Annotated in this window: 17 protein-coding genes; 13 read left to right on the forward strand and 4 right to left on the reverse strand. The window is 44.7% G+C overall.

Annotation, left to right across the window (positions count from 1 at the left end; genetic code table 11):
• Positions 1-75 precede the first annotated feature (75 nt).
• From N4597_RS02155 to N4597_RS02190, 8 genes are all read left to right on the forward strand, one after another.
• Positions 76-573: a GNAT family N-acetyltransferase gene (locus tag N4597_RS02155; RefSeq protein ID WP_260904397.1), complete on the forward strand. Its 498-nt coding sequence runs from the start codon at positions 76-78 to the stop codon at positions 571-573.
• 365 nt (positions 574-938) lie between these two features.
• Positions 939-2,057, forward strand: a complete 1,119-nt coding sequence (locus N4597_RS02160; protein ID WP_260904399.1) for a 5-methyltetrahydropteroyltriglutamate--homocysteine S-methyltransferase — start codon at positions 939-941, stop codon at positions 2,055-2,057.
• Between the two features lies 1 nt (position 2,058).
• Complete coding sequence (locus N4597_RS02165; protein WP_260904401.1) at positions 2,059-3,171, forward strand: 5-methyltetrahydropteroyltriglutamate--homocysteine S-methyltransferase; 1,113 nt, start codon at positions 2,059-2,061, stop codon at positions 3,169-3,171.
• A gap of 26 nt (positions 3,172-3,197) precedes the next feature.
• Entirely contained in the window at positions 3,198-4,046 is an 849-nt protein-coding gene (locus N4597_RS02170; protein WP_260904403.1) for a homoserine O-succinyltransferase, read from the forward strand.
• A 15-nt stretch (positions 4,047-4,061) separates the two neighbouring features.
• Positions 4,062-5,360: an O-acetylhomoserine aminocarboxypropyltransferase/cysteine synthase family protein gene (locus N4597_RS02175; protein ID WP_260904404.1), complete on the forward strand. Its 1,299-nt coding sequence runs from the start codon at positions 4,062-4,064 to the stop codon at positions 5,358-5,360.
• 118 nt (positions 5,361-5,478) lie between these two features.
• Positions 5,479-5,832 (forward strand): MmcQ/YjbR family DNA-binding protein, encoded by a 354-nt coding sequence (locus N4597_RS02180; RefSeq protein ID WP_167589263.1) that lies wholly within the window; start codon positions 5,479-5,481, stop codon positions 5,830-5,832.
• 45 nt (positions 5,833-5,877) lie between these two features.
• On the forward strand, positions 5,878-6,069 hold the full coding sequence (locus N4597_RS02185; protein ID WP_172579625.1) for an AbrB/MazE/SpoVT family DNA-binding domain-containing protein: 192 nt from the start codon (positions 5,878-5,880) through the stop codon (positions 6,067-6,069).
• Between the two features lie 114 nt (positions 6,070-6,183).
• Positions 6,184-6,351, forward strand: coding sequence for a hypothetical protein (locus tag N4597_RS02190; protein WP_167589260.1), 168 nt, complete (start codon positions 6,184-6,186; stop codon positions 6,349-6,351).
• Positions 6,352-6,437: 86 nt separating this feature from the next.
• Here the strand turns inward: N4597_RS02190 and N4597_RS02195 are convergent, their stop codons facing one another.
• Positions 6,438-6,941 (reverse strand): hypothetical protein, encoded by a 504-nt coding sequence (locus N4597_RS02195; protein WP_260904408.1) that lies wholly within the window; start codon positions 6,939-6,941, stop codon positions 6,438-6,440.
• 393 nt (positions 6,942-7,334) lie between these two features.
• Here N4597_RS02195 and trpB point away from each other — a divergent pair, with 393 nt between their 5' ends.
• On the forward strand, positions 7,335-8,522 hold the full coding sequence (trpB, locus tag N4597_RS02200) for a tryptophan synthase subunit beta (RefSeq protein WP_172584699.1): 1,188 nt from the start codon (positions 7,335-7,337) through the stop codon (positions 8,520-8,522).
• Positions 8,523-8,592: 70 nt separating this feature from the next.
• On the opposite strand, the gene N4597_RS02205 is transcribed toward trpB, so the two are convergent.
• From N4597_RS02205 to N4597_RS02215, 3 genes are all read right to left on the reverse strand, one after another.
• Positions 8,593-9,279: a DUF554 domain-containing protein gene (locus N4597_RS02205; RefSeq protein WP_260904409.1), complete on the reverse strand. Its 687-nt coding sequence runs from the start codon at positions 9,277-9,279 to the stop codon at positions 8,593-8,595.
• A gap of 74 nt (positions 9,280-9,353) precedes the next feature.
• Positions 9,354-9,791: a MerR family transcriptional regulator gene (locus N4597_RS02210; protein WP_101811987.1), complete on the reverse strand. Its 438-nt coding sequence runs from the start codon at positions 9,789-9,791 to the stop codon at positions 9,354-9,356.
• Positions 9,792-9,814: 23 nt separating this feature from the next.
• Positions 9,815-10,135 (reverse strand): DMT family transporter, encoded by a 321-nt coding sequence (locus N4597_RS02215; protein WP_089144275.1) that lies wholly within the window; start codon positions 10,133-10,135, stop codon positions 9,815-9,817.
• Positions 10,136-10,282: 147 nt separating this feature from the next.
• Between N4597_RS02215 and N4597_RS02220 the strand changes: the two genes are divergently transcribed.
• The 4 genes from N4597_RS02220 to N4597_RS02235 all read left to right on the forward strand — a co-directional run bounded on the left by N4597_RS02220 (position 10,283) and on the right by N4597_RS02235 (position 13,455).
• Positions 10,283-10,777 carry a hypothetical protein gene (locus N4597_RS02220; RefSeq protein WP_101811985.1) on the forward strand — a complete coding sequence of 165 codons (495 nt, stop codon included), beginning with the start codon at positions 10,283-10,285 and terminating at the stop codon, positions 10,775-10,777.
• Complete coding sequence (locus N4597_RS02225) at positions 10,777-10,974, forward strand: helix-turn-helix transcriptional regulator (protein ID WP_172578996.1); 198 nt, start codon at positions 10,777-10,779, stop codon at positions 10,972-10,974. The genes N4597_RS02220 and N4597_RS02225 overlap by 1 nt, the downstream gene beginning before the upstream one ends.
• Before the next feature lie 84 nt (positions 10,975-11,058).
• Positions 11,059-12,537 (forward strand): ribosomal protection-like ABC-F family protein, encoded by a 1,479-nt coding sequence (abc-f, locus tag N4597_RS02230; RefSeq protein WP_260904411.1) that lies wholly within the window; start codon positions 11,059-11,061, stop codon positions 12,535-12,537.
• Positions 12,538-12,726: 189 nt separating this feature from the next.
• On the forward strand, positions 12,727-13,455 hold the full coding sequence (locus N4597_RS02235) for an ATP-binding cassette domain-containing protein (RefSeq protein ID WP_101811886.1): 729 nt from the start codon (positions 12,727-12,729) through the stop codon (positions 13,453-13,455).
• The last annotated feature ends 25 nt before the right edge of the window (positions 13,456-13,480 follow it).

Genomic DNA, 13,480 nt, shown 5'->3' on the forward strand with positions numbered 1-13,480 from the left:
TGTTAATTAAAAATGAGTGGCCGATTTTGGAATATGACACTAGTCAGCAGGCGGTTTTAGAATTGGAGGATGAAAATGAAAGTTAGACAGGTGCAAAAAAGTGATTTAGAGGCAGTGGTAGCGATTGAACAAGCAGGCTTTAGTCCAGCTGAAGCGGCTAGCGCATCGACCTTTGCTGCCCGAATTGAAAATATGGCGGAAACTTTTTTGGTTGCAGTAGCCGATCAGGGGCAAGTTTGTGGTTTTGTTTGTGGCCTGGTCACAACTACCCGCTACGTTGAAGATTGGATGTACGAAGCGCAAGCTAAACCCATTTCAGACGGGAAGTACCTCAATATCTTATCGATTGCAGTTGCGCCTAAAAAACGTGGGCAAAAGCTAGGCTCAGCCTTGTTGACAGCTTTGGAAGAGGTGGCTAAAGCTAAGGAAATTAGCAGTTTATCACTGACCTGTCTAGCCGACCGGATTGGCTTTTATGAACGAAATGGATATCACAACCAAGGCCAATCTGCCTCGACTCACGCTAACGAGGTCTGGTATGACATGGAAAAAATAATTTCAAAAAAGTTTTAAAAGGGTGTTGACAAGTTGAGGTCAGCACGATATTATAATGGCATATTAATTAGAAATAGCTGAGAAAAGATGAGTAACTAATGTGAATAGCACTAAAGAGAGCCGCGGCAGGTGAGAGGCGGTGTGACGAAAGCTTAGTGAAGATGGTCTTGGAGCTAATTTGATCGTGAGCTGTTTGCGAGCGGTCAACAGGGGTCGCCTGTTATAGCGAACGAGTATAGCTTACATTAGTGTACTTAGTGAGGGTATTATTGTGAAATAATACTAAATGACGGGTGGTAACACGTGGATTTGAAATTGACACGTCCCTAGTAAACTTTCGTTTACTAGGGGCGTTTTTTTATAGCCAGACAGGAGGAATTAACATGACAAACTTAGCACATTACGACATTGTTGGATCATTTTTAAGACCGCAGGAACTAAAGCAAGCCCGGGCCGACTTTGAGGCAGGCCGGATTGACGCAGCTGCTTTAAAGGCAGTTGAAGACCAAGCGATTAAGGACTTAGTCGCTAAGGAAGAAGCTAGTGGACTGTTAGTTGTGACTGACGGTGAGTTTCGCAGAAGTTACTGGCACTTAGATACTTTTTGGGGCTTTGCCGGAATTGAACATATCGTGCGTAAGCATGGCTACTTCTTCCATGATGAAGAAACTAGACCGGATTCAGCTCGGGTGGTGGGTAAGATTGCTTTTGCTGGGACCCACCCAGATTTAGAAGCCTTTAAGTTTTTAAAGCAGTTAACAGCTGGAACAAATTTAACTGCCCGCCAATCAATTCCTGCTCCCGCTCAGTTATATGCGGAGTTGGTGCGGGGGCCTGAAAACGTGGCAGCCTTACGCAAAGTGTACGAAAGCGACGACGAGTTATTTACAGATATCTCTAATGCCTACCGCGATTTAATCTTAGCTTTGTATGAAGCGGGGTGTCGCGATGTCAAACTTGATGACTGTACTTGGGGGATGGTTGTTGATGACCGCTATTGGGAACAGCGGGATGAAACTGAATTTGATAGGGATGCACTTCAAGAAATTTACCTGCGTTTGAATAACGAAGCACTCCGGGACCTCCCAGCCGATCTGCGGGTTTCCACTCACATTTGCCGGGGGAATTACCACTCCACCTGGGCATCTAAGGGGGGCTACCAAGTAGTAGCGGACCACGTTTTTGCCAAGGAAAACGTAAGTGATTTTTACCTTGAATTTGATGATGAGCGGTCAGGTGATTTTAAACCACTAGCAGCACTTTCAGCCGGCAAGCGTGTGGTCTTGGGCCTAGTAACCAGCAAGCGGCCCGAGCTAGAGGATAAGGCGACGTTGAAAAAGCGGATTGAGGAAGCAAGCCAATACGTTTCCTTAGAAAATTTAGCGTTAAGCACTCAATGTGGTTTTGCTTCCACCGAGGAAGGCAATATTTTAACTGAAGAAGAACAGTGGCAAAAAATCAAGCTAGTAATTGAAACAGCCAAGGAAGTATGGGGGAATTAGGATGACAAACTTAGCACATTACGATATCGTTGGATCATTTTTAAGACCGGCGGAATTAAAGCAGGCCCGGGCAGAGTTTAAGGAAGGCAAACTAAGTAAAAATGATTTGCGGGCCCTAGAAGATAAGTTAATTACTGACCTAGTGGCTAAGCAAAAAGAAGTTGGCTTACAGGCGGTAACCGACGGAGAATTTCGGCGCGGCTTTTGGCACTTAGATTTCTTAGAGAACCTAAATGGGGTTGAAGGCTATCACCCTCAAGCTTATAACCAACAGTTCCATGGAACCAACGCCCCAGCCTACAACGTCCGCGTGGTTGATAAACTCTCCTTTAACTTCGACCACCCCTTCCTTAAGGACTTTAGCTTCTTAAAGGAAGTAGCCGGGCCGGAGGTGTTAGCCAAAGCAACGATTCCTGCCCCAACCATGCTTTACCGCCAAGAGGTCTTAGCTAACGACGGGACTTCAAAGCTAAGTGAAGTCTACCCTGATCTTAATGACTTTTACCATGACTTGGCCAAGACCTACTCGGATGCCATCCAAGCTTTTTACGCACTAGGTTGTCGTTACCTACAATTTGATGATACCAACTGGGCCTTTTTAGTTGACGAACATAAGCGGGCCGACTTAAAGGCTAAGGGAATTGACCCGGTTGAAGCAACCAAGATTTCCCGGCAAATTATTAACGAAGCCTTAGCTAATAAACCAAGCGACCTGACGGTAACCACCCACATTTGTCGGGGCAACCACGCTTCTAGCTGGCTTTTCAGCGGTGGCTATGATCAAATTGCGCCTGACTTATTTGCCACTGATTATGATGGATATTTCCTTGAATTTGATGATGAACGGGCCGGTGGTTTTGCACCATTAAAATACGTTCCAGCTGGAAAACGGGTGGTTTTAGGCCTAGTTACTAGCAAAAGACCACAGTTAGAAGCGCCGGCTGAGTTAAAGGCCCGGATTAAAGAGGCTAGCCAGTATGTTGACCTAGCTGACCTGGCCCTTAGTACCCAGTGTGGGTTTGCCTCAACCGAAACAGGTAATAAGTTAACGGAAGCTGACCAGTGGGCTAAGTTAAAGCTGGTAGTGTCAACTGCTAAGGAAGTCTGGGGTTAAAGCTTTAGATTACGAAGGGATGTGAGATGATGACGGTGACCAGCAAAAATGGGCTTGCAAAAACCAAGCAACTTTGGCAGGAAAGTGGTGAGGCGGGCTTAGAACTGCTAATTGTTAACCTAATGCCGACCAAACTAGAAACGGAGCTACAGTTTTTAAAGCTGCTAGCCAAAACCAAAATTAATTGCCAGGTGACCTTTGCTTACCCAGACAGTCATCATTTCCGCCATGGTGATGGGCCGGTGGTTAAGCAAACCTACCTGCCCTTAAGCCAAGCTCTCAAGCAAAATTTTGCCGGCGTAATTGTTACCGGCGCGCCGGTTGAACACCTGGCGTTTGAACAAGTAGATTATTGGCATGACTTTTGTCAGCTAGTCGCTTGGGCGCAAGCAACCAATACCTACGCCTTGTTTGAATGTTGGGCTAGCCAGGCCGCTTTAAAGGTCCAGTATGGGATTGAAAAGACTGCCCGAAAGGCAAAACTTTTTGGAATTTATCAAGCAAAGATTCAAGCAGAAACTAACCATTTTTTGAAGGGCTTCGGTTCGGGAGGCCTACTGCGAATGCCGCAGTCACGCCACACTAATTTGAATTTGCCCCCTAAGCTTCCTAAAGACTTACAGCTCTTGGCAAGCTCAAACGAAGTGGAGGCCTTCTTATTAGCCACGAGTGATTTGAAGAACCTCTTTATTACCGGCCACCCCGAGTATGCGACTGAAACGCTAGCAGGCGAGTACCAACGGGATGTCCGCTTGGGTAAAAAGATTAGTCTACCTTCAAATTACTACCGCCAACGTCAGATTGTAAACAGTTGGCAGCCGACCAGTGTGCGTCTGTACACTAACTGGCTACAAGTAATTCAAAAAATTGGATAGAAATGAGGATTTATTATGACTGAAAAACAAGTAACCACCACTAACGATCACTTTGAAACCCTACAAGTTCATGCTGGCCAAGGTTTAGATGAAACAGGTGCCCGGGCCGTACCGATTTACCAAACAACTTCTTACGTCTTTAAGGACGCCAAGCAAGCCGCAGAACGCTTTGCCTTAAAAGACCCAGGCAATATCTATACCCGTTTGACTAACCCCACAACCGAAGTAGTCGATAAGCGGGTGGCCGCCTTAGAAAACGGGAGTGCCGGGATTACCCTTGCTTCTGGGTCAGCAGCAATCACCTACGCCATTTTAAACGTCGCCGGTAGTGGGGATGAAATTGTGGCTGCTAGCACCTTATACGGGGGAACTTACAACCTCTTTAGTGTGACCCTAAAGCGGTTGGGAATCACTACCCACTTTGTGGACCCTGACGACCCAGCCAACTTTGAGGCAAAGATTAATGAGAAGACAAAGGCAATCTACGTGGAAAGTATCGGTAACCCCGGGATTAATCTAGTTGACTTTGAAGCCCTGGGAGAAATCGCCCACAAGCACGGCCTGCTATTCATTGTGGATAACACCTTTGGCACACCTTACCTAGTGCGGCCCCTAGACCATGGGGCCGACGTGGTGGTTCATTCTGCCACTAAGTTTATTGGCGGCCACGGGACCACGATGGGGGGAGTGGTTGTGGAAAAGGGTGACTTTGATTACCAAGCTAGTGGTCGCTACCCTGGTTTTACGGAACCAAACGAGCACTATGAAGGCTTGAAGTTTGCCGACCTCAAGGGAGCCGCCTTTACCACTAAGATTCGGGCGGAAGTTGCCCGTGATACCGGGGCGGCCATCAGTCCCTTCAACTCATTCTTACTGTTACAAGGCTTAGAAACCCTGTCGCTGCGGGTAGAACGCCACGTGGAAAATACCCGCAAATTGATTGACTTCTTGCAAAGCCGGCCAGAAGTGGCTTGGATTAACTACCCAGAGTTAGCTGATAATAAGTACAACGTCCTTGCGCAAAAGTACTTCCCTAAAGGGGTCGGTTCAATTTTTACCTTAGGGTTAACGGGGGACAAGCAAGCTGGCCAGGAATTAATCGATCACTTACGGCTCTTCTCCTTACTAGCAAATGTGGCCGACGCTAAGTCATTGATTATCCACCCAGCTTCAACCACCCACGCACAACTAAGCGAGGAGGAACTAAAGGCGGCCGGGGTTACGCCTGACTTGATTAGAATCTCGGTTGGAATCGAAAATGCTGACGATTTAATCGCCGACTTTGCTCAAGCTTTAGATAAATTATCTGACTAAATTTAAAAAGATTAAAGGCTGTCATTCCAGGGCACGGGGGTGACGGTCTATTTTTGTTTATACTCAAAAAACTATCTTTTAATAAAAATAAATGATAGAATGAGCATGAGGTGGCAGGATGGAACAAAAAGAATTATTGGCCTATATTGAGCAAAAATATCAAGTCCAAGCGGAATATTTGTGGCAAAAATTTCCCACCTATGCGGTTTTTCGTCAGCAAGCTAACCGAAAGTGGTTTGCACTTGTGATGACTGTGCCGGCTGCGAAGCTGGGCTTAAGTGGGCAGGGAAGCGAAGAGCTACTAAATGTCAAACTAGACCCTGAATTAGTGGGGCTGTTGAAGCAAATGCCGGGCTTTTTACCAGCCTACCACATGAATAAGGCAACCTGGATTTCGATTAGGCTTAAGCAAATCGCAGCTGAACAGATTAAAGACTTACTAGCTCAGAGCTACGATTTGACGCAAAAGTAAGTAGGGTTTTACGTTCGCGCAACTGTTGGGTGATTGACAGAAAGGGTGAGTAAAGTGAGAGTGAAGGCGCGGAAAGTAGGGAACTCTGTAGTGGTAACCATCCCTAAAAAGTTTAAGGTAGCGGTAGGCCAACTGTTTATCGCCAGGTTATTAGAAAATAGTGGCGGCAAGATTTTATTTACCCCGATTCCAAGTAAGTGGAAGTTATTAAGGCATGCGGGTAAGCATCCCAAATAAACTTTTATTAAATTGAGGGAAAATAGTTGAACTTTATTAACATAAATAATACAATCTTACGGAAAGGGTATGTTTAGGGGGCAAGGCATAAGAGAGAGGGGTAGGTAGGGATTTATGATTGTTAAAACACGTAAAGTGGGTAATTCCACTGTTTTAACGGTTCCGAAAGATTTCAATATTAAGGTGGCCAAGGAATATAAGCCCAAGTTATTAGCGGATGGTAGTATTTTATTTGCACCGAAAAGCAAGAAGCGCTTAGGAACTGTGCGACCAGAAAACTAAGAAGAGCGTTTAAATTAGGTATTTACATTGGGAAGAGAAGAGTAACAGCCAGGCTAGCAAATTGTTAGTCTGGCTGTTATTTTAGTCTAAGCTGGCAGGTCGCTGGTAGTAATTAAGACGGTTTTGACGTTGATGACTTGCAAGCTCTTAAGCACAAACAGGCCGTGGAAGCGGTGCAAGGCTCCATCGTCATCTAGGTAGTGATAAGGGTAGACGATGATGTTATACAGACCACTAGCCTGGCTAGCAGTGGACTTGAATTTTTGGTGAAAGGGGACAAGGGCCTTGCTAGTGGCTACGACTAAGTCTGCGATGTCATCGGGGCTAACAGGTTGGTCTAAGAGACTGATGTGAAATAAATACTGGTTTTGATCATAGACTAAAAGGTCTAACAAGTCGCTGTCTGCCCCTAAGGCTTCCTGGCGTTCAGATTCAGAAACAGGGGTTAGCTTTGTTAGTTTAGCTGACGGAAAGACCGTTTGTAAAAAGCGCAGGCATAAGTTGTCGTGTTGCATCACCTGGTTAAACATTTCCTTGTCGGTGATGTTGATGTTACCCCAGTTTGGTTCTTGGTTATCAAATTGATTCATGTAAAAAACCTCCGTAATTTTTTGAAGAAAGATACCCCTTCATATATATGATTCGCAAAAGCAGGCGGAATCAATTCAAAAAAAGAAAAATTTTAGAATTCACTCCCTAAATAATCATAAAAAAGTCTTGACATTAAAAAATGATGAGGTTTATACTTAGGATACTTTAAGAGAAAGGATGATTACGAATGATGAAAACTACTCGTTGGCAAAACTGGCATAGCTAAGTAAGTTTACATTTAGTGGTGTAGGCTTACTTCGATTTACGTGTAAATCAAGGGCCTATGCCAAGGTAATCATCTACGGTTAACTAGTCGGCATAGTGATGGCGGCTAGTTTTTTTATTTACCCGCATAGGTCCAAAAAACGATTAATAAAGCGAGGTAAATAGTTATGACAGTAACAACAAACATGTTTTATGGTGAATTTGGTGGTCAATATGTTCCTAAGCAAGTAAAGGATGCGTTAACGGAGGTGGCAGCTGCCTATGAGCGTTACCGCCAAGATCCGGACTTTTTAGCCGAATTACAGGGGCTCTTAGCGGATTATTCCGGTCGCCAAACACCACTGTATTACGCCGAATCACTAAGCAATTACTTGGGTGGAGCCAAGGTTTATTTGAAACGAGAAGATTTAAATCACTTAGGGGCACATAAGTTAAACAACGTGTTAGGGCAAATCCTGCTAGCCAAACGGATGGGCAAGAAACGGATTATTGCCGAGACCGGTGCGGGGCAACACGGGGTGGCGACGGCCGCTGCGGCAGCTAGGTTTGGGCTTGAATGTGAGATTTTCATGGGCGAGCTCGACTGCCAGCGCCAAAAGTTAAACGTCTTTAGGATGACCTTACTTGGGGCCAAGGTTCACCCGGTCAAGACGGGGACCAGGACCTTAAAAGATGCCGTCGACGCGGCTTTTGCCGACTTTGCGGCCAACCTAGCTGATACCTTTTATATTGTGGGTTCGGCGGTGGGGCCTTACCCTTACCCCCAAATGGTTAAGGACTTCCAAAGTGTAATTAGTAAGGAAGCCCGGGCCCAAATTTTGGCCAAGGAAGGACGCTTGCCAACGGCTGTTATCGCCTGTGTTGGTGGGGGCTCTAATGCGATTGGGTCCTTTGCTGAGTTTATCGACGACCAAGCCGTTCGCTTAATCGGAGCCGAAGCGGCGGGTAAGGGAGTAGATACGCCTGATAATGCTGCCACCATGACTAACGGTCGGGTTGGCATTAGCGATGGGATGAAGACTTACGTGTTAATGGATGATGACGACCAGGTGTTACCGGCCTATTCGATTTCGGCCGGCTTGGATTATCCGGGGGTTGGACCAGAACACGCCTTCTTGAAAGACGCTAAGCGGGCGGAATATTATGCCGTTACCGATGCCGAGGCGGTAGCAGCCTTCCAACTCCTTTCTAAAACGGAGGGAATTATTCCCGCCTTGGAGAGCTCCCATGCCTTAGCACAGGCAATCAAGATGGTTCCTCAGCTAGGAAAGGATGATTTGGTTATCGTAACTGTTTCAGGGCGCGGCGACAAGGACGTTAACCAAGTAGCGGCTTATCTAGGGATTGACCTCTAATTAATTGGTGTGAATAGACGTTAAAAGCGGGGCACGCTTGCAGATTGTTAGCAAGCGCGCCCCGCTTATTTTACCAGCCCAACCAGCCTTTAACTAGAAAGAAGGTGACTGGTACAAATAAAGCTGGTAGGAAGTTAAGGGTTTTGATTTCCCGCAGTTTTAAGAGGGAGATACCTGAGGCGGTAATCAAAAAGCCCCCAATAATAGTTAATTCGGTTACAAGTGGGCCACTAAAGAAGGAAGCCGAAAGAAACTTGGCGATTAGGTAAATACTACTCTGCCAGCAAAATAAGACGGGCGCTCCTAACAGCATCCCCCAACCAAAACTGGCCCCAAAGATAATCGAGGTGACAAAGTCCAAGGTGGCATTGGTAAACAACATGGTGTAGTCAGCCTTAACCGCAGCCATAACAGGCCCGACGATTGATAAGGCCCCAAAGCAGTAGAGCAAGACCCCGGTGGCTAGGCCCTGGCCGACCTGAGATTGGCTGTACTTAGTTACAAGTGCGTTGAATTTTTTGTCGATTTGCCACCAGGTTCCTAACAAAGCCCCAATAGCGAGGCTAACGATAAAGAGGACGTGATAGTGACTTTTGGGCATTGCGTTGGTCAGATTCTCTAAACCAATTCCAAAGGCGGCTAAGCCCATTGCTAAAAAGAGGACTTGGCGGTATTTTTCCTTTAAACCACTGCGGAGTAGGCAGCCGATGCTAGTTCCAACTAGGATGGCGCAGGTATTAGTAAGTGTTCCAATCATTTAATCACGTCCTTAAATAGTATTATTCTTAGCTTACACTTTTTATTAAAATTTGGAAAGTTAAATCTAAAAACTTAATCATGGACGTTTTCCGTATTGTGGGCTTTAGCTTTGACGGAGGCTTCCGTTCCGGCGGCGACCGCTTGTTGATAGTAGTCGCACTTGTATTCAATTGTGGCCAGCGTTTCTTCTAACTGAGCCAGTTGGCCTAACACGTCTTGCCGTAGCTGCTGAAACATGGCCAGTCTTTGCTTAAGGCTAGCGTCTCCTTGATTGCACCAAGCGATAAATTGTTTGATGTCCTTGATTGGCATTCCGGCTTTCTTAATGCATTCGATGATGTTAATGGTGGCGAGATTTTCTTCCGAGAAGGCCCGGTTTCCCGCGGCGTCTTTTTTTAAGTTAGGAATCAACCCTTCCTTATCGTAGTAGCGCAGGGTGTAGGTAGACAGGTTAAACATGGCTGCCACCTGACCAATGGTGTAAGTTTTAGGCTGGGTTGTAGTTGGCATTAAATCAAGTCCTTTCAGTTAAATTAATGTCCGCCGGTTAGGTTGGCAATGATGGTCCCGCAAACAATTAGTCCCAATCCCAGTAGCTGCCAGCCAGTAAGGCTTTCCTTAAAAAGAAAGTAGGAAAGCAAGCTGGCAAAGATAATTCCCACGCCCGACCAGGTGGCGTAGGCAATACTTAGCTTAATTCCCCTTAGGCTAAGCGAGAAGAAGTAAAAGCAAGCACAGTAAGCACTGACTGTAATAATAGTGGGGCCCAGCCTAGAGAAGCCGGCCGACAGTTTAAGAAAGTTAGTGGCAATTAATTCTAAGCAAATAGCGAGTAGCAAGTAGCAGTAGGCCATAGCAGCACCTCTTTTAAAGTAAGTTAAGCTTAGTTTAGCTAACCAGCACGCTGAAAAGCAAGTTTTTTCGTTGATGTAAAATAAACTTGACATTAAGTTTATTATATTTTATATTATGCTTGTAAGAATAGAAGGAAGGCGTTTGAAATGGTAAAACTTTTTTTAGGAATCCTAACGTTATTATTTTTGGTGGCGTTAGTGATAATTTTGGTTAATCGTTCTCACACAGGATACGATGAGATGCAAGTAGCCTTGCAAGCTAAGGGCTACCGCTATGCTTTTTGGTTAGTTTTATTATTTAATTTTATTAGTTTGGGTGGACAGTTAGTAGGAATGATCAGTGCCAGGTGGGCGCTAATTAGTCCGGTAATCAGCATTTGGTTAGGCTTAGTAGTTTATACTTGTTATGCAATTAGTAAGGGAGCCTATTTGCCATTTAAGACCAAGGTGAGCCTAGGTGAAATTGGCTTAGTTTGGTTTGGACCGGGCTTGATTTCATTTGGCCTAGCCTGTTTTGACTGGCTAAGCGCTAAGCAAGTGGCAGTGGTTCTTGATGTTTATTTACTGTTAGCAGGGCTGTTTATGTTGCTAGTAGCCTTTGCCTTAACGGTTAGCCTCAGGAAAAAGCGGGTTTCGGACTAATGAAAAATCTCAAGTTAAAGGCAGCTCGGGCCGGTAAAGACTTATCCCAACAAGAACTAGCCCAGTTAGTCGGGGTTTCGCGCCAAACAATTTCAGCGATTGAAAAGGGCAACTACAACCCGTCGCTTAACCTTTGTATCAAGATTTGTCAGACCTTGGATAAAGGCTTAGACGACTTATTTTGGCCTACTGACTAGAAAGAAGGTGGAATTAATGAAGATGGAAAATACACTCAAATAAATTGGCGGTGACAGATACCGCCTAAAATGCGGAGGTATTTTATGTCGATAATTCAAATTAATAATGTAACTTTTGCTTACCCTAATGGCAGTGAAAATGTTTTTACGGACTTAAATTTACAGTTAGACAGTAGCTGGAAGTTAGGCCTAGTTGGTAGAAACGGTCGGGGCAAAACGACCTTTTTAAAATTACTGTTAGGTAAGTTAGACTACCGGGGCAATATTACCAGTTCACTTAAGTTTGAATACTTTCCTTACCCGGTGGTTGATGAGGATCAGTTTGTCGGTGAGCTTTTACAAGGCATTGCCCCCACTGCCCAGGAATGGGAAGTTGTTAGGGAACTGTCCTATTTAGGGATGGAGGCCGATAGCTTGTGGCTACCATTTTCGACCCTATCTAAGGGGCAGCAAACTAAGGTCCTGCTAGCGGGCTTATTTTTAAAGCCGGCTTGCTTTTTATTGATTGACGAACCAACCAATCACCTAGACGTGGCCGGGCGTAAGTTGGTGGCCAACTATTTAAAAAAGAAAACCGGCTTTATCCTAGTTTCGCATGACCGTAACTTCTTGGATGCCTGTATTGACCACGTTTTATCCCTTAACCGGGCGGATATCAGTCTAACTAAGGGGGATTTTTCGACCTGGCTACAAAACTTTGAAAACGAACAGGCCAATAAGTTAGCCCAAAATGACCGCCTTAAAAAAGAGGTCAAGCGCCTAAAGACGGCGGCCCGTCAATCTGCTAGTTGGTCGGATAAGGTGGAACGGTCTAAAAATGGGACGACCAATTCGGGTTCCAAGCTAGACAAGGGCTATGTTGGTCATAAGTCTGCGAAGATGATGCAACGGTCTAAGAGCTTGCAAAAACGGCAGACCAAGGAATTAGCCGCTAAGGAAGGCTTGCTGAATAATCTCGAGACTATTTCAGAACTAAAGTTAAGCCCGCTAACATTTCACGAACAGCGCCTGGCCTGGGCAGAGAATTTACAGATTACTTATTCCAATGGTTGGAAAAGTAAGGCGGTTAGCTTTGAGTTAAAGCAAGGGCAACGCTTAGCCTTAACAGGGGCTAACGGGAGTGGTAAGAGTAGCTTATTGAAGCTCTTTTTAGGTCAAGCTATCCCTTACCAGGGAAATTTAACGGTTAAGCCCCAACTAAAAATTTCCTACCTGCCTCAGGATGCTAGCTTCTTAGCGGGCCCAATTAAGACTTACGCCGAGCAGCTAGGAACAGATGAGACCTTGCTCTTTACCCTCTTACGGAAGTTAGATTTTGAACGGGACCTGTTTTCAAAAGACATGGCTAACTTTTCGGAGGGCCAAAAAAAGAAGGTCTTAATCGCGGCCAGTCTGTGTCAATCAGCTCACCTCTATATTTGGGATGAGCCCTTAAATTACATTGATATTTATGCCCGGATGCAATTAGAAGCCTTGCTGGTCAAGTTTAAACCCACTATGATTTTGGTTGAACATGATGAGTACTTTTTGCAAGGCTTAGCAACTGATTACCTAACCTTATAAGAGGGAAAGATGATTTTCCTAATAGCAGCAGAGATGGTACTAGCTTTTGGTGTTTCCCTATGCCGAGTGCGTCTAAAAATATTAATAAGCAAAGTTCGTGAATATTTTTAGCCTATGTTACAAAAAGTCTTAATTAATTTTATACCTAGAAGTTGAGGAAAATGATGCAGGTAGGTGAAAATAAAGTAGATGATTGAATTACAAGCTATTGGTAAAAGTTACCAAGATAAAGTAGTTTTAAAAGATATTAACTTAAAGATTCAGACAGGTGAATTTATTTGTTTAGTTGGTCCTAGTGGAAGTGGTAAGACGACTTTACTAAAAATGTTAAATCGCTTGGTGGAGCCAAGTAGAGGTAAAATCTTATTGGATAATCGTCCGTTAGAAGACCAATCTGTACAGCAACTACGCTTAAACACCGGTTATGTTTTACAAGAGGTTGCGCTTTTTCCGCATATGACCGTCTTTGAAAATATTGCGTTAATGCTGGAGTTAAAAAAGATTCCTAGAGGTCAGTGGCGAGCTTTAGTTAAAGACTGGCTGCTAAAAGTTGATTTAAATCCTGAGTTATTGGAGCGTTATCCTAGCGAGTTATCAGGAGGTCAGCAGCAGCGAGTGGGGATTGTCCGAGCTTTGATTACTAAACCTAAAGTAATTTTAATGGATGAACCTTTTAGTGCGCTTGATCCCCTAAATCGTCGCCAGTTACAGGCACTAATTAAACGTTTGCAGGTGAAATACCAGCTAACGATTGTTTTTGTTACCCACGATATGGCTGAAGCAAAGTTATTGGCGGATAGATTAGCCTTAATTTATGAGGGAACATTATTACAGTTTGGTCCAGTGGCAGAACTGTTAGCGCAGCCTAAAAATTCCTTAGTGACCCAATTTTTGCAAGGGGGGAAAGCTATTGACTAGTATTGGCCAAGCAGTTTTTGAGCAC

The sequence above is a fragment of the Ligilactobacillus agilis genome (assembly GCF_025311475.1).
GTDB classification, from domain to species: Bacteria; Bacillota; Bacilli; order Lactobacillales; family Lactobacillaceae; genus Ligilactobacillus; species Ligilactobacillus agilis.

What these genes read in the sequence shown, in the direction of transcription:
- N4597_RS02155 (WP_260904397.1), top strand. Translation starts at nt 76, where the DNA reads ATGAAAGTTAGACAGGTGCAAAAAAGTGATTTAGAGGCAGTGGTAGCG.
- N4597_RS02160 (WP_260904399.1), top strand. Translation starts at nt 939, where the DNA reads ATGACAAACTTAGCACATTACGACATTGTTGGATCATTTTTAAGACCG.
- N4597_RS02165 (WP_260904401.1), top strand. Translation starts at nt 2,059, where the DNA reads ATGACAAACTTAGCACATTACGATATCGTTGGATCATTTTTAAGACCG.
- N4597_RS02170 (WP_260904403.1), top strand. Translation starts at nt 3,198, where the DNA reads ATGATGACGGTGACCAGCAAAAATGGGCTTGCAAAAACCAAGCAACTT.
- N4597_RS02175 (WP_260904404.1), top strand. Translation starts at nt 4,062, where the DNA reads ATGACTGAAAAACAAGTAACCACCACTAACGATCACTTTGAAACCCTA.
- N4597_RS02180 (WP_167589263.1), top strand. Translation starts at nt 5,479, where the DNA reads ATGGAACAAAAAGAATTATTGGCCTATATTGAGCAAAAATATCAAGTC.
- N4597_RS02190 (WP_167589260.1), top strand. Translation starts at nt 6,184, where the DNA reads ATGATTGTTAAAACACGTAAAGTGGGTAATTCCACTGTTTTAACGGTT.
- N4597_RS02195 (WP_260904408.1), bottom strand. Translation starts at nt 6,941, where the DNA reads ATGAATCAATTTGATAACCAAGAACCAAACTGGGGTAACATCAACATC.
- trpB (WP_172584699.1), top strand. Translation starts at nt 7,335, where the DNA reads ATGACAGTAACAACAAACATGTTTTATGGTGAATTTGGTGGTCAATAT.
- N4597_RS02205 (WP_260904409.1), bottom strand. Translation starts at nt 9,279, where the DNA reads ATGATTGGAACACTTACTAATACCTGCGCCATCCTAGTTGGAACTAGC.
- N4597_RS02210 (WP_101811987.1), bottom strand. Translation starts at nt 9,791, where the DNA reads ATGCCAACTACAACCCAGCCTAAAACTTACACCATTGGTCAGGTGGCA.
- N4597_RS02215 (WP_089144275.1), bottom strand. Translation starts at nt 10,135, where the DNA reads ATGGCCTACTGCTACTTGCTACTCGCTATTTGCTTAGAATTAATTGCC.
- N4597_RS02220 (WP_101811985.1), top strand. Translation starts at nt 10,283, where the DNA reads ATGGTAAAACTTTTTTTAGGAATCCTAACGTTATTATTTTTGGTGGCG.
- N4597_RS02225 (WP_172578996.1), top strand. Translation starts at nt 10,777, where the DNA reads ATGAAAAATCTCAAGTTAAAGGCAGCTCGGGCCGGTAAAGACTTATCC.
- abc-f (WP_260904411.1), top strand. Translation starts at nt 11,059, where the DNA reads ATGTCGATAATTCAAATTAATAATGTAACTTTTGCTTACCCTAATGGC.
- N4597_RS02235 (WP_101811886.1), top strand. Translation starts at nt 12,727, where the DNA reads ATGATTGAATTACAAGCTATTGGTAAAAGTTACCAAGATAAAGTAGTT.